The sequence below is a fragment of the Faecalibacillus sp. TM498 genome (genome assembly GCF_020589955.1).
GTDB classification, from domain to species: Bacteria; Bacillota_I; Bacilli_A; order Erysipelotrichales; family Coprobacillaceae; genus Faecalibacillus; species Faecalibacillus intestinalis.
Window position 1 is genome coordinate 19,698 of the sequence record NZ_JAJDKB010000022.1, and the last position, 18,614, is coordinate 38,311.

At 27.9% G+C, this 18,614-nt stretch carries 19 protein-coding genes, 1 pseudogene and 1 riboswitch; of the genes and pseudogenes, 1 reads left to right on the forward strand and 19 read right to left on the reverse strand.

Annotated features, from left to right (window positions below):
• The 17 genes and pseudogenes from LJD32_RS08255 to LJD32_RS15500 form a co-directional block, all read right to left on the reverse strand.
• Window positions 1–936: a GTP 3',8-cyclase MoaA gene (locus LJD32_RS08255; protein ID WP_227392118.1), complete on the reverse strand. Its 936-nt coding sequence runs from the start codon at window positions 934–936 to the stop codon at window positions 1–3.
• A gap of 128 nt (window positions 937–1,064) precedes the next feature.
• On the reverse strand, window positions 1,065–1,709 hold the full coding sequence (gene pcp / locus LJD32_RS08260) for a pyroglutamyl-peptidase I (protein ID WP_032089994.1): 645 nt from the start codon (window positions 1,707–1,709) through the stop codon (window positions 1,065–1,067).
• Window positions 1,710–1,720: 11 nt separating this feature from the next.
• Window positions 1,721–2,659 carry a DUF979 domain-containing protein gene (locus tag LJD32_RS08265; RefSeq protein WP_032089993.1) on the reverse strand — a complete coding sequence of 313 codons (939 nt, stop codon included), beginning with the start codon at window positions 2,657–2,659 and terminating at the stop codon, window positions 1,721–1,723.
• Between the two features lies 1 nt (window position 2,660).
• Window positions 2,661–3,371, reverse strand: coding sequence for a DUF969 domain-containing protein (locus tag LJD32_RS08270; protein ID WP_032089992.1), 711 nt, complete (start codon window positions 3,369–3,371; stop codon window positions 2,661–2,663).
• Between the two features lie 106 nt (window positions 3,372–3,477).
• A complete protein-coding gene (locus LJD32_RS08275; protein WP_032089991.1) occupies window positions 3,478–3,774 on the reverse strand; it encodes a nucleotide pyrophosphohydrolase in 297 nt (98 codons plus the stop codon).
• A complete protein-coding gene (locus LJD32_RS08280; RefSeq protein WP_227392119.1) occupies window positions 3,746–4,963 on the reverse strand; it encodes a Wadjet anti-phage system protein JetD domain-containing protein in 1,218 nt (405 codons plus the stop codon). Before LJD32_RS08280 ends, LJD32_RS08275 begins: the two co-directional genes overlap by 29 nt.
• Window positions 4,950–8,192 (reverse strand): ATP-binding protein, encoded by a 3,243-nt coding sequence (locus LJD32_RS08285; protein ID WP_227392120.1) that lies wholly within the window; start codon window positions 8,190–8,192, stop codon window positions 4,950–4,952. Before LJD32_RS08285 ends, LJD32_RS08280 begins: the two co-directional genes overlap by 14 nt.
• Window positions 8,161–8,799 (reverse strand): DUF4194 domain-containing protein, encoded by a 639-nt coding sequence (locus tag LJD32_RS08290; RefSeq protein WP_022002533.1) that lies wholly within the window; start codon window positions 8,797–8,799, stop codon window positions 8,161–8,163. The genes LJD32_RS08285 and LJD32_RS08290 overlap by 32 nt, the downstream gene beginning before the upstream one ends.
• Complete coding sequence (locus tag LJD32_RS08295; RefSeq protein WP_227392121.1) at window positions 8,792–10,144, reverse strand: Wadjet anti-phage system protein JetA family protein; 1,353 nt, start codon at window positions 10,142–10,144, stop codon at window positions 8,792–8,794. Before LJD32_RS08295 ends, LJD32_RS08290 begins: the two co-directional genes overlap by 8 nt.
• A 94-nt stretch (window positions 10,145–10,238) precedes the next feature.
• Window positions 10,239–10,490 (reverse strand): annotated as a pseudogene (locus LJD32_RS08300) (kinase to dihydroxyacetone kinase).
• An 11-nt stretch (window positions 10,491–10,501) separates the two neighbouring features.
• On the reverse strand, window positions 10,502–11,803 hold the full coding sequence (locus LJD32_RS08305) for an amidohydrolase (protein ID WP_022002535.1): 1,302 nt from the start codon (window positions 11,801–11,803) through the stop codon (window positions 10,502–10,504).
• 69 nt (window positions 11,804–11,872) lie between these two features.
• Window positions 11,873–12,847, reverse strand: coding sequence for a GGDEF domain-containing protein (locus LJD32_RS08310; protein ID WP_119363287.1), 975 nt, complete (start codon window positions 12,845–12,847; stop codon window positions 11,873–11,875).
• Between the two features lie 68 nt (window positions 12,848–12,915).
• Window positions 12,916–13,938 (reverse strand): chloride channel protein, encoded by a 1,023-nt coding sequence (locus tag LJD32_RS08315; protein ID WP_227392122.1) that lies wholly within the window; start codon window positions 13,936–13,938, stop codon window positions 12,916–12,918.
• A gap of 199 nt (window positions 13,939–14,137) precedes the next feature.
• A riboswitch (Fluoride riboswitch) is annotated at window positions 14,138–14,210 on the reverse strand.
• Between the two features lie 31 nt (window positions 14,211–14,241).
• Window positions 14,242–15,084, reverse strand: a complete 843-nt coding sequence (locus LJD32_RS08320; protein WP_227392123.1) for a spermidine synthase — start codon at window positions 15,082–15,084, stop codon at window positions 14,242–14,244.
• 17 nt (window positions 15,085–15,101) lie between these two features.
• A complete protein-coding gene (locus tag LJD32_RS08325) occupies window positions 15,102–15,533 on the reverse strand; it encodes a recombinase (RefSeq protein WP_175300859.1) in 432 nt (143 codons plus the stop codon).
• Between the two features lie 402 nt (window positions 15,534–15,935).
• A complete protein-coding gene (locus tag LJD32_RS15340; RefSeq protein ID WP_264472090.1) occupies window positions 15,936–16,355 on the reverse strand; it encodes a hypothetical protein in 420 nt (139 codons plus the stop codon).
• Window positions 16,356–16,683: 328 nt separating this feature from the next.
• Window positions 16,684–16,989 (reverse strand): hypothetical protein, encoded by a 306-nt coding sequence (locus tag LJD32_RS15500; protein WP_217498392.1) that lies wholly within the window; start codon window positions 16,987–16,989, stop codon window positions 16,684–16,686.
• A gap of 192 nt (window positions 16,990–17,181) precedes the next feature.
• Here LJD32_RS15500 and LJD32_RS08335 point away from each other — a divergent pair, with 192 nt between their 5' ends.
• Window positions 17,182–18,141, forward strand: coding sequence for an HNH endonuclease domain-containing protein (locus LJD32_RS08335; RefSeq protein ID WP_227392124.1), 960 nt, complete (start codon window positions 17,182–17,184; stop codon window positions 18,139–18,141).
• A gap of 104 nt (window positions 18,142–18,245) precedes the next feature.
• Here the strand turns inward: LJD32_RS08335 and LJD32_RS15635 are convergent, their stop codons facing one another.
• Together LJD32_RS15635 and LJD32_RS08345 are read right to left on the reverse strand one after the other, a co-directional pair.
• The gene (locus LJD32_RS15635) at window positions 18,246–18,413 is read right to left on the reverse strand and encodes a DpnII family type II restriction endonuclease (RefSeq protein WP_081918939.1); all 168 of its coding nucleotides are present in this window, start codon (window positions 18,411–18,413) and stop codon (window positions 18,246–18,248) included.
• Complete coding sequence (locus LJD32_RS08345) at window positions 18,398–18,544, reverse strand: AAA family ATPase (protein WP_081918913.1); 147 nt, start codon at window positions 18,542–18,544, stop codon at window positions 18,398–18,400. Before LJD32_RS08345 ends, LJD32_RS15635 begins: the two co-directional genes overlap by 16 nt.
• Window positions 18,545–18,614 lie beyond the last annotated feature (70 nt).

Genomic DNA, 18,614 nt, shown 5'->3' on the forward strand with positions numbered 1-18,614 from the left:
TTATCCTCCTATTTCATTCATTTTTGTATAAGAAACATCCTCTTCAAAATGATGTTCTTTTGGTTTTAATTCAATTGCTTTTTCAAGATGCAAACGTAATTGTTTTTCATTATTAAGATACGGTTTTAAATCATGCATTTCTTCATAAAATAAACACGGCTTGATCTTTCCAGTACTTGTTAAACGAAGACGATTACATTGATGACAAAACTTATGATGAAGAGCTTCAATAAAACCAACATAACCTTGATAACCATTTATTGTATAATAATGCGCAGGACCATTGCCTAATTTATCTAGACATTCTTGAATTGGATATTTTTTTAAATAATGGATAACATCTCTCATTTTTTGATTACGCTGTTCTTTATTTAAAGGCATGAGTTCAATAAAACGCAACGCTATTTTTTTATCTTTAATAAGCATCAACATATTTTCCAAGCGATTCATTGTAAAAGTATCATCGACAACACAATTTATTTTTACAGGAATTTGTAGCTTATAAGCATAAAACAAATTATCTAAAACTATTCCTAAACAATCTTGTTGTGTCAATAAAAAATATTCTTTTAGATCAAGTGTATCTATTGAAAAATTAATACCATCTATTCCTATTTCTTTTAAACAATCTAAATCTTCTTTAGTAAATAAAGAGCCATTGGTTGTTAAAGTGACCTGGACATTTCGTTTTTTTAATTCTTTAATAAAGAAAAGATAATCTTTTCTAATTGTTGGTTCCCCACCTGTAATTTTAAATTTATTGATTCCTAATTGGATAGCTTGATCAACAATGAGTAATAATTGTTCATAAGATAAAATATCTTGATGTTTTAATTTTCGTGGATGATCATTTTTACAATAAGCACATTGAAAATGACAACGATCTGTAATGGAAATACGCATATAATCTATTTTTCTTTGATATAAATCCAACATAAGCCCTCCGTTATTTTCAAATGAGAATAACCCTATAAATAATTTAATAGATTATCTTGCAAATTTCAACAAAATATTTTAGACAAAATAAAAAAACTAGAATTATTTCTAACTCTAGTTTTCGATAACTAATGTGTATGTCCTTCAACAGCGACAATATCTTCTGGATTTTCAGCAATTGCTTTACAAGCAGCTTCAATTCCTTTAACAATTGTATCAAGTGATAAACTTGGTGCATTTGTTGGACGGTTAGCAACTTGACTTGTAATAAATGGTACATGCATAAATCCACCTCGCATTGATGGGTATTTTTTAGCAATTGTATAAAGAACACCATACATTAAATGGTTACATACATAAGTTCCTGCTGAATTAGAAACACTTGCAGGAATATCTGCTTTTCTAATTTCAGCAACCATTGCTTTGATTGGTAAAGATGAAAAATAAGCATTTTCTCCATCTTCAAAGATTGAACCACTTAAAGGTTGATTTCCTTCATTATCAGGAATACGTGCATCATTAATATTGATAGCCACTCTTTCTGGTGTTAAGTCAAATCTTCCACCTGCTTGTCCAATACATAAAACAACATCAGGATGTTCTTTTTCAATAGCATTTGCAACTGTATCAATTGATTTATAGAAAACAGTTGGTACTTCTAATTTAACAATTTCAAGATCACCAATTTTGTCTTGAACACGTTTGACAGCTTCTAAAGCTGGATTAATTTTTTCTCCTCCAAAAGGATCAAATGCAGTTAATAATAATTTCATTTCATTTCCTCCTAGAAAGCTAATACATACATTAAAACAATGTGTACTGCTAACATAATTAACGCAACTGGTAATTGTGAAATTATTATAGCATATTTACTCTTCGTTTCCAATAAAGCCGCTGGCATAATATTGAAGTTTGCAGCCATTGGTGTCATTAATGTACCACAATATCCTGCAGTTAACCCTAAAGCACCTACAACAACTGGATTTGCTCCTTGAGCGATTAAGAATGGATAACCAATACCCACTGTAATAACTGCAAAAGCAGCAAAACCATTACCCATGATCATTGTAAATAAAGCCATACCAATGCAATAAACAGCAACGGCAATAAAATGATTTCCTTCAGGAATAATAGCACCTACTCCTGCAGCAATAACAGCACCTACTCCTGCAGCTGTAAACAAGGAACCTAAAGCTGCTAAAACTTGTGGTAGGATACCTGTTGTTCCTACGTTATCTGTTAAACGAATACCATCCTTAAATGGTAAAGAAAATTTAGGTTTGAAAATAAAGTAAGCAACAATTAAACCAACAATAGCACTAATACCAATGGCATTGTTTGCTCCTAAATTTGTAAAGAATGTTGCAACAACAACTGCTGATAAAGCTAAAACAACAGGTGGGATAAATGATTTATATCCATATTTATCTGCGTTTTCTCTTGTTTCTTTAGCAGTAGGAATATTCATTGCTGCTGGTTGTACTAAACCAGTAGCAGTTAAGATAGCTAAAACAATAATACATGCCCCTGTAATCCATGTAGGAATATAAGGTCCAACAATGAAGGTAATAGCTAAAATAAACCAAAAGATTGCTGTTGTTGTTCGTTTTTCAACTTCTTTATTTTTTAAAGCACTGACTCCAGTAAAAGCAAAAATAAGTCCAATAATACAATAGAAAACTTCTGCTAAAATTGTACTTGTATTCCAATCTATTTCTAACATACTATTTTTCTCCTCCTTGCTTTTTACTAAAACGTTTCTTTAATTTACGATCATACCATAAAGCATAACCAATACCCACAATAACTGAAATAATAGCAATTGGAATTGAATTTAAAGCAATTTGATTAGCAGTTACTTCTTGAGCAATATTGTGTGATTTAAAGATTTCATTTAAAGTCGAAACAATTAATAAAGTTCCTGATGAACCCATGAAACAGTTTTGAGCAAAGAAATTCCCATAGTTTTCTGTTCCTGCTGCCATCCCCTTAATTTCATCTTCAGTTTTTTCATCAATATCTCCATATTTAGCAATTGCACATGCTTGTGCCATTGGGTTGATTAAAGGACGGATAAATTGTGGATGTCCTCCAATACGTAATGAAAATGCTGAAGCAATTGTACGAATGACTTGCCAAATAGATAATAAACGACCTGTTGTTGCACTCTTGATACCTCTGATAAAATCAACAGCTTTATCGCGAAGTCCCATACGTTCACATATACCAATAACTGGTAATGTTAAAATAAATAATGTTGCTGTACGGTTTGTAAGGAAAGCAGCTCCAAGTGTTGATAAAATATCCATAATAGACATTCCACCAACTAAACCAGTAACGATACCTGCAACAACTACAGTAGCTAATGTATCAAATTTTAAAGCAAAACCAATGATAACAATAACTATCCCGACAAGTTTGATAGCGTCTCCCATTATAAAATTCCTCCTTAGTGACTGTAAAATTATATACTGAATTCATCTTTTTTGCAAATTATTCTACATAATTAAAAAATGGCATCTTTTCTGCCATTTTCGTTATTTATTGATTACATTTATCGATAGGATATTTCTTTTCATTCATTGCCATTTTCATATCAACAATTTCATCAACATCTAAATTAAGTTTGTCTAATAAATCCTGACTATAAATAATTACATCTGCTAATTCTTCTTTAACATGTTGTAAATCAAAATTTTCTTCATCCCATTGAAAACATTCTAAAAGTTCACTTGCTTCTATTGAAATAGATTTAGCAAGATTAGCAGGTGAATGAAACTTTTCCCAATGACGATCTTCTGTAAATTTTCTAATACGTGTTAATGTCTTTTCTTTCATTCTCATTTTCTCCTATTATTTCTTGTTCTAACTTGACATTATTTTTTAACATATAATCAATCAATTCATTTTGATTTTCTTTAAACGATAACAATCTCTTTCGATCATTTTGAGTTAAAGGCTTTGTATAATCCTTGTATTTCTTTAACATCTCTATATTCATTTTATACATTTGAAAAGGAATTTGCGTTTTCTTTATTAAAGATTCATAGATATGGAAGCCACCTGCATCGATATCGCCAAAATGAAAATAATGAACGCTTTCTCCTAAAAAATCATAAAGACATTTTAAAAATGCTTCAATTGCATGATTATGAAAACCATTTGTAAAAATATAGAAAGTGTCTTTTAAAGATACATCGTGAAAAGATGTTAAATTTTCGATAGTCATCACCTGTTTTGCATCAATTCTTTTTATTTTTAAATCTTTGATACAAATACTCGGTAAGACAAAGTAATAATGCATTTCATTCAAATTAATGATTTGTCCATTGATTTGTAAAATAGCATTTCCTTTTAAATAAACATACGCTGGATTTTTTCTGATATAAAACGCTTCAAAAATATCATTTTCATTATCTAATGTATCATCATAAAAATCTTTAATAATATGAACAATTTTATTTTTATACTTATCTAACTTTTTTGTATCACCCAATACTTTTTCAGAAAATCTTCTAAAAGAGATTTCATCTTTTTGATCAATCATTCCTTTTAATATTTTCATAACATTTTCTAAATCATTTTCATCATAAACTTTTAAATAAGGCAAAAGACTTTGTTGATGAATCGCCCTTTTTTTCATTTCATCAACAAAATCTTTAATAAATGCCTCTTCATGATATTGATCAAGTAATTTTACATAATGAATTATTTTCTCTTTAACTGGTACTCTTTTTAATTCTTTATAAATTCGATCAAGACAATTTTCTTTTTGATTTAAAATGAGTTCTCTATCTCCTAAAATGCTCTTTTTAGAAAATTCAACAAATCCTTGAGATTGTAATTGAAAAGCAATATTTTCTAATTCATTTGTTTCTTCATAATGAAAGCTATGTCCATATTCAGGAAACTTTTTATGCAAAACAATAGAAATCTTTCTTGGTTTTTCACTTTTTCCTTTATAATAACCACTTTTTTCATAACGATCAATAAACTCATTTAAGATTTCATTTCTATAATTGTTCATCTTTAAAACCTTCTACAAAAGATTGTTGGCCCTGTTTAATGACAAGCAATCTTGTATTAACATAAGGAATAATCGTACTTGCTCTTGAAGGTGGTACTGCAATAAATGTTTGAATTTCACGTTCATTGTAGAATTTAATCATTTCTTGAATTCTTTGTTCATCCATATTATTGAATGCTTCATCAAAAATAACGACACAACCAAAATCTTCATTTTGATTTCGGTTACGGATAACTTGTTCAAAACTTGCTGCCATAATAACATAGAATGGTGTTTGTGTTTCCCCACCAGATTTTTCTTTATTGACTTTTGAAAAATAAGCAAAGTCTCCACTTGCATATTTGATTTTAATATCATAGTCTAAGTAATTACGATAGTCTGTATATTCCATGAGCATTTGTTCAGTTTCTTGATCATTTTCTACAGAAGATAATTTAATAAATAAATCATCCATAATTCTTCTTTGACTTTCACTTAATGTTTCAGATAAAAGATTATTCACCATATATTCTTTTCCTGATTGGATGATCTTATAGTATTCTTTAAAATCATCTCTTGAAGTTGGTGAAACACAGAATTCATAGGTTTCACCATTAAAATCTCTTTGTGCTAATCCTTTATTTAATTCAGCAATATCTTTTTTTGCATTTTCAATTTTTTCATTTAATCCAGAAATAAAAGATGTTTTAAAAGATTCCTCGCATTTAAGTTTTGCTTGTCTTGTTTTTTCTTCTTTAGAAACAATATCCATCTCCTTTAATTGATGGTATCTTTGTTTATAACTTTCAATATCTGTTAAAGCATTTTCAAAACCAATATTATATGCATCATTATAGTCTTTCATTTTCATGACTATTTGATTTTCAATTTGGTTTGCCTTTCGTTGATAACCATTTCCTTGTTGTTCAATATCATTTTTCATACCATTAAAATCTTTAGAAAAACGTTTTAAATAAATAACGACTTGTTGATCAGCTACTTGAGTAACATCAACATGCTCCATTTCAAATTGAACTATTTTTTCATGTAATAATTGATATTCTTCTTGAGTTTGTTCAAGTTGTTCTTTAAATGTTTCTAGATTATTTTCAAGACTTCCTTTTTTCATAAGTGAGTCTTCTTTTTCTCTTTTTGTTTTTTCAAGTTGTTTTTTTACTGCATCACATTCTTCTTGTAAAGAAATAAGTGAATCATCTAAAATTAATTTTTCATAGCGATCATTAATTTCTTGATATTCTTTTAGTAAATTATGATATTCATCAATTAAATCTAAGCGATAGAAGATATGATCTGCTTTGGATTGATTTAATAATGCTTGACCATTTTTTAAATCTTCATAATTTGCTTTTTGTAATTTGATTTCTTGTTTTAGGTTTTCCAATTCTTGTTCAATTGTCGCTAATTGAATTTTAATAGCACCTAATCCAATGTATGGTTTATTGTAAATACGTGGATTGATTGCACGTGCTGTATAATTTTTATAAAGCATACATGTTGGCGTAATCGCTGTAGCATAATTTCTAAGTTGTGTAACATCATCGACACATTGTACTTTAGAAAGCAACATGTTGACATACCATCTAGCATATGTATTTTTACAATCTAATTGGCTTGCAAGGGTGTCTTTAACATCCACATCTTCATATCTTGACATTTTCGCAACATCAACAATTCCTACACCATATATACCTCTTTTATTTTTATATTCTTCATAAACAAGTAATGCATATTCAAAATATTCTGGTTCAATAATTAAATCAAATCTTTGACTATTAAGATATCCTTCTAATGCATTTCGCCATTTTTCATCTTTAACTTCAATATATTCACATAATGGTTTAACTTCAATTGTTTTTCCATAATGACTTGTAAGTTTTTCATTTAATAATTGAATTAATTCTTGAATTTCTTTTCTATAATAAAGTTGATTTTCTTTAAGAGAATCATATTCTTTACAATATTCATTAAAACGATCAACTGTTTGTGTCATTTCAATTTTTAAATGTGATATTTTTTCAGTAACATCCTTTGTTCTTTTAGAAACTTCTTCTACAATATTTCTAAATGCATGTGTCAATGTTTCTGTTTGATAATCTTGATTTTGAAGAATTTGGATATAACTATTTGGTATTTTTACTTTCTTTAATAATTGTATTTCCTGTTTAATTTCTGTTATAAGAGTTTGATAACTGTTTTCTTTTTTTTCTTTTTCTTTTTTGAGTTGTTCACTTTCTTTTTGTAATTCATTTTTTAAATTATAGGTTTCGTTTTCTCTTAATGATTCATCTAAACGATGATATCTTTCTTGATAAGTTTCTTCATCTTGATTTAATTGTGTAAGTTTTTGTTGTACAAAATTTAGCTGATCGTTTATTTTTTGATATTTCTTTTGACTATTATCAATAATAGCTTGTAATTGCTTTTCTTGTAATTTTTCTTTTAAACATTCTAAAACATCCATTTGAAAGTGCGTATCTAAATAAGTGTCATATTGACTTACAACACCTTCTAATGATTCACATTCTTTTTTAGATATTTTTAATTTTTCTTCAAGAACTTTATAGTGTTTGATACTGTCTCTTAAATTTTGAATATCAACAAAGTCTTCTTTTAATAAAAAGTCAACAATGAATTGATAAACATTATCAATCGCTTTAAAAGCAAGTGCTCTCGTTACTAAATCAAAATATTTACTTTTAACACCTAAAGCATTTCCAAATAAGCTTTCTCCTTCTTTAATTGTATCTTTAAAAATACCTGTTTGTTGATGATCAATTAAAGCTTTTTTAAATTCTTTTCTCGTCAAAACTCTTCTTTCTTCAATAAATGCTACATCGCTGATTTTACAATCAATAATTTGAAAAAAATCTCTATTTAATCTTCCACCAGCTGGTAAATCAATAACAGTTCCAATAATTTGATATTTTTCTGTTTTTTCATCATAAAACTCTAATGCAATATAAGTTGTCACATCACCATTTCTAACAAATTCATGCCCTTCAATTCCTGTTTTACAACGAATATAAGACTCTAATGTACGATTTCCAATATCACTTGCTGCTTTATTAAATTTACATTTACCAGCAGTTAAAACATATTGAATCGCATCTAAAATTGTAGATTTCCCTGTTCCATTTTCTCCAGTAATTAAGGCATTTTTATAGATTTCAAATTCTTCATTAGAAAAAGTATGCCAATTAATCAGTTTCACTTTCGTTAATGTTTTCATCGTGATCTCCTTTTTTATATTGTTGAATACGTTGATTGATTTCATCTATTTTTTGAATTGGTAAAATATAATTAATTGTTGGATAAATAATTAAACGTGTATCATCTTCGTTTAAATCACCAATACGTTCACATATATTATATCTTGACAAGAAATGATAGATATTTTTTAAATCTGTCTTTTTTAGACGTTCGTTATAAATACCAGTTGCTTCTATTTCACTATGAAGTTCCCCAAGGGAAATATGAATAAATTCAGTATCTTGTAACTCTTGTGATTTTTGAAAATAAAGTTTTCTAAGTAACAATAAAACAATTGTTTGCATTTGATTAAGATTTAAATGATTGTAATTATTTAAATTATGGATATAGATGACACGGTCTGCTTTATATAAATGAAAATCATAATCAAGCATCATTAAAAAATCTTTAAATAGTTGTTCATTTTCACTAATAAAATAATAATCTTCGCGATCTCTTTTTCTTCCACCACAAATAAAATTAACCGCTAATAATCGATTTAAAATACGTGAAAATTCTTCTTTTCTTTTTTCAGATAATAACAAATATGCCTGTGACATATTTTTCATCAGTTCATTTTTATTCATCTTCAACTCTCCTTATTATAAATTCTCTAAATTGATAATGATCTTTCTTTATAATATTTTCTTGTGGTTCTATTTTATATCGAGCATTTTGACTATAACCATAAAGCCATGTCAAAATAAATAAAGATAAATCTTTATTTTGATCATAATAATTTGAACCCAATATTGTTTCTTGTTGATCCAAACATTGTAAAACATTTTTTTCAATGGCTGTTTTTGTATATTTTTCATTTTGTTTTAGTTTTTCAATCGCCATTAAACGTGTTTGTTCATCTAATTGTGTATCTAAAATCAAATCCGTATTTTTAACTTTTTTTATTTGTCGTGGTAAATATAAAGAATTTTGATCTAAGTATTTATTAATTGAAATCGTTGCTACTTGATCAAACACTTCTGGACATTCTTGCCCTTCTTTAATGATGTCATTGATTTTTCCACCAATATCTTCTTTTACATTCATTAAAAACATAATACGATTTGTTGCTGAAGCAACAAACTTTTCATTTTTACGATTGATTTCATTAATTAAATCTAAAATACTTTCAAAGGCATCAATAATATAAGATGTTTGTTTGTAAAACAAATCCATTGCCTCTTGATAAGTTAAATCTTTAGAAAACATGATATTTCCTATAATCGTTTCAGATGTTGCTTGATCATCTTGTATTCTTTGAATTTGAGAAATGATACTATTACGATATTTTAAAGGATGATCTTTAGTTGTTAGATTATAAAAAGCACGATCTACTATCTTTAATTGATAATCACTTAATAAAGAATCTAAAATTTGATTTAAATCATTTTTCATATTATCTTGAACAAGACGTTTGATATAACGCTTAATATTTGTATTCAAATTTTTTAATTTTGTCATTAAACTTTTTGTCATACTATATTGTGCATCAAGAATCTTATGTCCATTTTCAATATCAAAATTTTTAAACTGCGAATAAATACTATAAACCATACTTGAGTATTCTATGTCTCTGTCTTCTTCTAAATTCATTAAAGTTTCAATAATACTAATAGCATAATCTTCAAAACTAGCATACACATGATAGTTTTCCCCTACTTCTTCACTCAACCAGCCACATTCTTTTAATCTTCGATAAACATAAAAAGCACGTTCTCTTGGCGATTGACTTTGAAGTTCTTCAAGTTCAATTAAGTGACTACTAAAATATTTTGTTAACTCATAAATCAAGTTTTCTTTTAAAGATGCAAAGGATGCATCATCCTTAATATACTCATAAAGAACACAAATACATTCACTGATAACAACACGATCAGCTGTATTAAATATATTAAAAAAGTTTCTTGGTAATGTATCAAATATATTAACCATGGTTACCTCCAATCATTAAAAACTCTTTTTTATTTATAAATAGCTTTGCAATTATAACATTTTTTAAGTTATTAAAAAAGATGCTTTCGCATCTTTATCCTTTTAATCCTCTTGATTGTCGATCCATATCTTCAATAACAATATCATAGATTTCACCAAGTGTTGAACAATATTCTAAAACCTTCTATAGTTCATTTGTATGAAAATGAATTTTAATCAATTCATCATCTCCAACAGCTAACAAGCAATCTCCCTTAAAATGTGTTGTAAAATATTCACTAATTTCATTTTCATTTAAATTTTTTCCTTCAATTAATAATTGTGTATCATATTTAAATTCCAACATAGTTAGCTCCTTTATTTTAATAATGTATAAGCAATAGACGCCATGATTCGTGGTCCTTTATTAAGTACTTCTTCATTGAAATTAAATGATGTGTTATGAGGTGAAGCTGTAATATCTGTCAATAATTTCATATAAGTAGCTTTACCCCCATGAACTTGGACATATTCCATCATATAAGAAAAATCATCACTACCTCCTAATGGATTTAAATTTTCTGGAGGTAATTTTAAATCGGGCATTTCTTTAACACAAATATTTCGTATTTGATTCATAAAATCTTCATCACAATTTAAAGCAAATGCTTTCCCCATTTGTTTAATTTCAACAACAGTATCATGCATCAAAGCACAGGCGTTAATAATATCTCTTGCATAAATTTCCATATAACGATTTAATTCTGTCGTTACACCACGTACTTCTATTTCAAGTTTTGCTGTATCAGGAACAACATTTCTACCTGTTCCTGCATGAACAGTTCCTACATTGACACGTGTTTGTCCATCACTGTTTCGAGGAATCGAATGCAAATTAATAATACAGTTAGCTGCTGAAAGCAATGCATTCTTACCGAATTGCGGAGATTCTGCCGCATGTGTTGAAACTCCATGATAAATGACATCTAATTTCGTTGTTGCAAATGATTCATTCATTCCAAAATAAAGATCGTAATCTTTAACACGAGGCATAATATGCGCTGCAAAAATATAATCGACATCATCCAAAAAACCACTTTCACAAATGGATTTTGCTCCTCTTACACCTTCTTCAGCCGGTTGAAAAATAATTTTCAAAGTCCCATGTAAGTGTTCTTTAAGCTCCATCAATATTTTAGCAGTTGTTAAACCAATAGATGCATGACCATCATGTCCACAAGCATGCATCGCTCCTAAATGACAAGAAGAAAAACCTTCTTGTTTTGGATAATGCCCATCTGTTGAATCTTCAACAAGCCCTAAAGCATCAATATCAAAACGAATAGCTACAACAGGCCCTACACCGTTTTTTAAGATACCTGCAACAGCTGTCATTCCATTTTTAACTTGTTCTAAATATTTAGGATTTGCCCCTTCTTTTTTAGCACGTAAATAATTAATATTAAAAATCGCTTCTGGCGGTAATCCCATACGCGCATCTTTATCCATAATTTCTTTTCCTACTAAAACCTCATAACCTAAGTTTTCTAAAGTAGTTGCAATTTGACATGCTGTACGTATTTCTAACCAGCCTCTTTCAGCAAAGTGGTGAAAATCTCGGCGCTGATTGATTGTTTCTTGATGGTATTTTTGTGCAAGTTGTTTGATTGCCTCATACATTTTTATCACTTCCTTGTTGATTTTATTATATCTCAAAATAAAAAATGATGATAGCTTTTTACACTATCATCAATAAGTAATACGATGTTTTCCATTTCTTTTTGAAATATACATTCTTTGATCACATTTATTTAATAAATCTTGTATTGTTTCTTCATCACGAATACCAGCAACGCCAATACTTAATCTTACGATATCATGATAAGCACCAGCATGTAAAATAACATGATCAAAGGCATCTTTAATATCTCTGGCAATTGAAACTGCCCCATCTTTTTGATAAGCTGGTAGAATAACTAAAAATTCGTCTCCGCCATAACGACATGGCTCCATAGTTGGATATTTTTGATGTTTAATATTATTTAAAACAGTTCCAACATGTTTAATAACTTCATCTCCAATATGATGTCCATAATTATCATTAACACTTTTAAAGTTATCTAAATCTAATAACAAAATAGAAAATGGTGTATTATTTTCTAAATATTCTTTATGCAATGTATCTAATTCTGCATGAATAAAACGTCGATTATAAAGTTGTGTTAAAGCATCTGTAGCGTTTTCTTGTGAAAGTTCAACATTAAGCTTTGTTAAAATTTTGGCTTTTTCTTGATTTTCTCTAAGTGCCTTTACATCACTTGTCATATCTTCTGTAATAACAAAAACACCGATTGTTTCTCCTTGACTATCATATAACGGATATTTTCTTGTATGTGCAATAATCGTATAGCCATCATGATTTTTTCCTTCAGTTTCTACAACATTAATTGCTTGTCCTGTTTCCATGACACGTTGTTCATCTTCAAAAGCTTGTTTAGCGTGTTCTTGTGAATCCGGAAACAAATCAAAATCAGTTTTACCAATAACTGCTTCCTTATTATTTTTAAATTGTGGATGTTTTTGATAAAACTGATCATTAACATATAAGATTTCACTTTTTCTATTTTTAAACAAAATAACTGATGATCCATCAGCATGAACAATTGACTCAATGAGTTTTAATGGATTCACCTTTAATTTTGTAAATAATTCATCAAATTCCATTTTCCATCACCATTACTATTTTATCTTTGAAATAGCAAAATGTAAAGCCTTTCATCATGTAATGTTTGTTAAAAATTTTTGATTTGGGCAGTATATATAGATTTATTTCCATTAACTAAATAAGCAAAAATACATATAATAAGAAATGCTATCATTTGATGCCCACCAAAGACTTCTAAACCTATCATCATTGGTGCTAAAAGTGTATTTGTTGCTGAAGCAAAAACTCCCGTATATCCTAAAGCTACACATAATTCAATAGGCAAATGAAAAATTGGGGCAAGTATAAATCCTAGAGTTGCTCCTATTGAAAATAAGGGTGTTACTTCTCCACCTTGAAATCCAATTGCAAGAGTTACAACAGTAAAAATAAGTTTTAAAAACCAATCATAATAAGTCACATTTCCATAAAATGATAAATCAATTAAATTTGTGCCTAAGCCACTGTATCTTCCTTTAAAAATCATTAGCCCTATCACTAATAAAATAGAAATATAACCTATTCTTTTATAGGGATTTTCTATTTTATTTTTAAAAAATGTTTTTAAAGCAATCAACGACGTTGAAAATATTCTTCCAACAATTCCCAAAATAATTCCTACTAGAATCATTAACATCATATTTTTTAAATCATTCATATTAATACTTTGTTGAATATTTACACTAAACTTTTCCAATCCTAAAAAATGCGACGTATAAGAAGCAGTAAAAGATGCTATAACCCCTGGAAGTAAAGCTTCATACTCTATTTTACCTATAACCATAACTTCCATAGCAAAAAACAAAGCAGTAAGTGGTGTTTGAAATAATCCAGCAAATCCAGCTGCCATTCCGGTAATCAACAAAACTTTTCCATTCTTAGGAAAATGAAAATATTTTGTAAAATAATGAGAGAGCGTCGCTCCAATTTGTACAACCACTCCTTCTCTACCTGCACTTCCTCCAAATAAATGAGTTAACCATGTTCCAATCATAACTAAAGGAATAAGTGCTAAAGGAATCCCTTTTCTTTTTTGTTGACCTGTTTCAAAGACAAGTGTCATTCCTTTTAAACTCAGTTCATTAAAGTGATAGTAAAGCCAAGTAATCACTATTCCTGCAATTGGTAAAAAAGGAATTAAATACCAAAAATATTTATTTCATATCTCACCTATTAAAATAAGTCCTTTACCAAAAACAGTATCAATACCTCCTACAACGATTCCCATAACACCTGCAAATATCATATACTTTAATAATTCTTTTTTATTTTCCATGTTTCCTCCTACAAAAAAAGCTAATCACCCTGTGTATTACACAGAAGTCATTAGCCAAATAGCGGTTTCGATATAAATCGAGGGAGAACCTCATTCCCATGGATTAAACTTATCATATTTTTTAAGATAAAACAATAATTATAATAAATTTTTATCTCTTAAAATATGTCCATTTGTATAATCAATATCATCAACATGATTGATCATTCCTTGATGATATCTCTTTTGATTAATATTATGATAACTTACAATATTAAAATGAACTTCTTGATCTACTGCAACAACGATTAAGTTTTGTCTTTTTTGATGCTCATTCTTTTCTTGTGCTTTAAAGACATAAATATATTTAAAACATTGTTTGAGTGTTTTTACAACATTCTTTATATTTTGACTATATTTACCACTTAATGAACCAATGATATTTGTTATATAAATTCCTTGTGGGTTTAAAGATTCTTTTATTCTTTTGATTGCTTCCAATGAATGAAGTTCTAATACTAAATTTTCACCAATAAAGACATCACTTAAAATAGCATCATATTTCCTTTTGTTCCTATTTATATAATCTCTTCCATTTTCAAAATAACAATGAAATCTATTTTTATTCTTATCAAATTTATTAATAGTTTCTTCTAAATAGAAATATTTATTAGAAATATCATAAAGAACTTTGTTAATTTCAACAACATCTATATTTCCTTGATGATGTGCTAAAAAATATTTGGGATAATGAAAAGCACCACCACCAATTAATAAAACATCATTAGTTTGTCCATCTTCTAAATAATTTTCATCAAACATTAAATCAAATAAATACATATATTCAAAAAGTAATTCATTTTGTAATTCTTCTTCTATATAAGTTGCTGATTCCATACCACCATCTATATCAAGAACTCTTACTCGATGCTTATTATGTCGACCATAGCTAATGGTAATATGTCCATAAGGGCTTTCTATTTCAATCTTATCATTATACAATTCTTATTACCCTACCTTTAAAATTTAAACGGATCCCAATTTGGTTTTCCACTATCATAGTAATCACATGATTCTTGCCAAGATTTCATTTCATCTTTAATGGTATCGCATAAACATTTATAGTCATCTTTTTTAAATTTATCATGATTCATCATTGATTTATAAAACTTTTTAAAACGAGCTGCTGTTTCTTTTATAGAATTTGGTGAAGACCACATACATTTTCTAATAAAGAAATCTCTAAAGAACAAATCAACTTCATTATTAACTTCTTCATAATTTGCATTATTACGATTTAATAAATATTCATTGATAAAGAAATCAACATTTTGTATATGTTTCTTAATTGTTTTATCAGATAGATTTGAAAGATCTTCTTTAAAAATATTTAATAATTCTTCATGTTGTTTTTCAATTTTTTCTTTGTCAAACGGTTCTTTAAAATACATAGACAGATCTCCTTTGGTTTTAAACTATTATAATCAATTTTCTTTTATCTAATTTTATCATATTTAATAATTGTTCTATACTAATTCTAAAAATAATTTAAAAACAGGAATATTACAACACAATTATTGTTCATCCTGTTTTATTATTATTTATTAATATCTAATACTGCATAACATGCATCTCTAAACGCATCAAAGCAACATTTGCTTTTTTACAATCACCAATAATATGAGTTGATATGTCAAGTTTTTCATAATCACTTATGTCATTTGATTTAAAACAACTGCTATAATAACACCATCTTATAAATATTCTGTTCCACTTGCAATAACAACTTTTTTAGGATGTGAAGTCATAGAGAGACTATCTGTTGCTTCTTCTAATAATCCTGGATTTCTTATTCACGTAATATGTTTGATACTTGGATCATACAAAGAATTACTACAATAACGAATTTGATTCACTTGACCATTTTTAGCTTTATTACAAAAATTTGCATCGGCAAGTTGCGCACGCGCCATTACAATTAAATCTGCTTTATCATCTTCTAATATCTTTTCAGCAAATTCAGGAGTATTGATACGTCCACAAGGCATTGTAAACATTCCTATTTCTTTACGAATACGTTCACCATCTTCTACATTGAATCCATTTTTAATATCTACAGGAGCTACTTCATAAAGAGTTACAGCTGTTATAATATTTCCACGTGATATATTTAAAACATTGACACCATATTCTTTAGCATCTTTACAAAAGTCAATCACTTCTTTAAGAATTAATCCACTTTCAAGCATATCATCATGACAATCTATTTTCAAAAATAGAGGCATGTCTTCTGATATATTTTGACGAATAGCTTTAATACATTAAAGTGGAAATTTCTATTAATTTTCAAAACTCCCACCCCATTCATTACTTCGATGATTGATTCCACTAGAAAACATTGAGTGTGGTAAATAATTATGAGCGCAATGAAATTCTAATATGAGCGCAATGAAATTCTAAAAAATCAAATCCAGCTTCAACTGAACATTTAGCTACCTCACCAAACTTATTAATGACATCTAATAATCTTTCAAAAGTAATTTCTTGCACAGTATATTCTGCATTTAATGGTATATCATTTGGAACTAGAATTTTTGATTTTTAATCTAAAGCAACAGCTAAACCTCCTTGCCAAAGTTGAATACATGTTTTATCACCAGCATCATGTACTACATCATTTAATTTTTTTAAGCCATTAGTATACTTATCTCCAGCTATAAATAAAAATCCAAAATGTGCACTTGCTTTGTCAACAGCAGTAACCTCAACCGTATTTAAACCATTGCCACCCTTAGCACGTGCTACATGATAAGCAATCAACTTATCTATAACACTTTTTCTGCCTTCACTTTCCACACTTTCATGCGTACCTATCGCAGACATCATAACACGATTTTTTAATTCCATGCCACGAATCTGTATCGGTTCAAATAATTTATCAAATATTTCTTTTTCCTCCTAAGCGTTTGCTTTTTTTCTCTTAATCATAGCATTATGCAAAAGTGCTATCAAACAAAATATAGAGAAATTAATTTTTAAATTCATTTTCTTTATGTTAAAATTTATAAAGAAATAATATTAAATATTTGGAGAAATAAAATGAACAGCTATATCAAACAATGGTTAGAAATTATAGAAAATATGAATAATGATAATACATATAAACTTGCATGGGGAAGAGCTATTATTGAACTATGTTTTGAAACAAATCAATTAGATAAACAAGTAACTTTTACATTTCAACATATTGCAAAAAAGATGATTAAATATTATTGGAATCAAACCTATTTCTTTCATCTTGATCAAAGTCCAAACAAAAAGAAAATTCCCATTTTAGTTCAAAATGTCAATCTTCTAATTAATCTATATGAATCTATTCAACGTACTCATGTTCCTGTTTGGTTTGATAAAGCTGAGACTATTTTAAAACATGAAAAACAATATCGTAAAATTATCAACGACAATGCTAAAACATTAAAAAATGATGTTTCTTGGAGATTTAAATTAGCAAATAAAAAAGAATATGATCTTTATTATTTAGATAAAAATTGCATGTTTATTTCTTTTACTAAACAACAAGTACTATCGCTTAAAGAATATAGTTTTGTTTTATCTCAACTTATTAATTTTAAATGGGCTCAACTTCTTGAAAAATTTAATCATTCTCCAAGAATTGCTTCTAAAGTAAAAGGCATTTCTGATAATACTATTAAAAGAAGCAGTTTAACAAAATATAAAAATATTCTTTTAAAAAGCAATAACTATCAAGCAATTGATTTTTATACTGGAAAAGTATTACAAGAAAATGATATTTCTGTTGATCATGTCATTCCGTGGTCTTTCATGTACAGTGATGATATTTGGAACTTAGTTTTAACAAGCAAATCAAATAATTCATCAAAATCAAATATCATTCCTTCTCAAGGTGTAATAGAGAGTTTAAAAGAAAGGAATGTTCGACTAGTTAAATTAATTAATGATAGCAAGTATAAAGATGAATTACTTTTAGCTATAGAAAATGATTATGTTGATAAGTTTTATTTAGCTATGAAAATTTAACAAAGATAAAATAATTTTAAAATTTGTTATAAAAAAAGAAACCGTTAGAAATATAATTATATATTTTAACGATTTTTTATATGTTATGTATTTTATATTTTTTATCATTTAATTATTGTTTCAAGAATACCATTTCCTAAATCCTTAATGCAATATAGATGTTTTAAAACATCAAATATTTCTTTTAAATTATGTTTTGCAGTATTCCATCCTTGACCATCTGTTACCCAAATAAAAGTAATTCCATTAATATTTTTTATTTCTTCTGTGATGGTCTTGTAACTAGCGTTACTTCAGAACCTCTTTCTAAAAAATCTTTAATCATCCGTGTTTTATCTACAAAGTAATAATTTTCATCTCTAAGCTTTCTAAAACTTTTAATTCCTGTTGGTATATTTTTCACGGTGATCACCCTTTCGGTATTATTATACAATCGCTATGTACTATTTAAATATTCAAATCAAATTTTATCA

Bases quoted from the DNA above. Each gene is read 5' to 3' on its own strand.
- LJD32_RS08280 (WP_227392119.1), bottom strand. From the start codon at position 4,963: ATGAACAATTATAGAAATGAAATCTTAAATGAGTTTATTGATCGTTAT.
- LJD32_RS08285 (WP_227392120.1), bottom strand. From the start codon at position 8,192: ATGAAAACATTAACGAAAGTGAAACTGATTAATTGGCATACTTTTTCT.
- LJD32_RS08270 (WP_032089992.1), bottom strand. From the start codon at position 3,371: ATGGGAGACGCTATCAAACTTGTCGGGATAGTTATTGTTATCATTGGT.
- LJD32_RS08275 (WP_032089991.1), bottom strand. From the start codon at position 3,774: ATGAAAGAAAAGACATTAACACGTATTAGAAAATTTACAGAAGATCGT.
- LJD32_RS08305 (WP_022002535.1), bottom strand. From the start codon at position 11,803: ATGTATGAGGCAATCAAACAACTTGCACAAAAATACCATCAAGAAACA.
- LJD32_RS08290 (WP_022002533.1), bottom strand. From the start codon at position 8,799: ATGAATAAAAATGAACTGATGAAAAATATGTCACAGGCATATTTGTTA.
- LJD32_RS15500 (WP_217498392.1), bottom strand. From the start codon at position 16,989: ATGGAATTAAAAAATCGTGTTATGATGTCTGCGATAGGTACGCATGAA.
- pcp (WP_032089994.1), bottom strand. From the start codon at position 1,709: ATGAAATTATTATTAACTGCATTTGATCCTTTTGGAGGAGAAAAAATT.
- LJD32_RS08255 (WP_227392118.1), bottom strand. From the start codon at position 936: ATGTTGGATTTATATCAAAGAAAAATAGATTATATGCGTATTTCCATT.
- LJD32_RS08335 (WP_227392124.1), top strand. From the start codon at position 17,182: ATGAACAGCTATATCAAACAATGGTTAGAAATTATAGAAAATATGAAT.
- LJD32_RS08295 (WP_227392121.1), bottom strand. From the start codon at position 10,144: ATGGTTAATATATTTGATACATTACCAAGAAACTTTTTTAATATATTT.
- LJD32_RS08310 (WP_119363287.1), bottom strand. From the start codon at position 12,847: ATGGAATTTGATGAATTATTTACAAAATTAAAGGTGAATCCATTAAAA.
- LJD32_RS08265 (WP_032089993.1), bottom strand. From the start codon at position 2,659: ATGTTAGAAATAGATTGGAATACAAGTACAATTTTAGCAGAAGTTTTC.
- LJD32_RS08325 (WP_175300859.1), bottom strand. From the start codon at position 15,533: ATGTATTTTAAAGAACCGTTTGACAAAGAAAAAATTGAAAAACAACAT.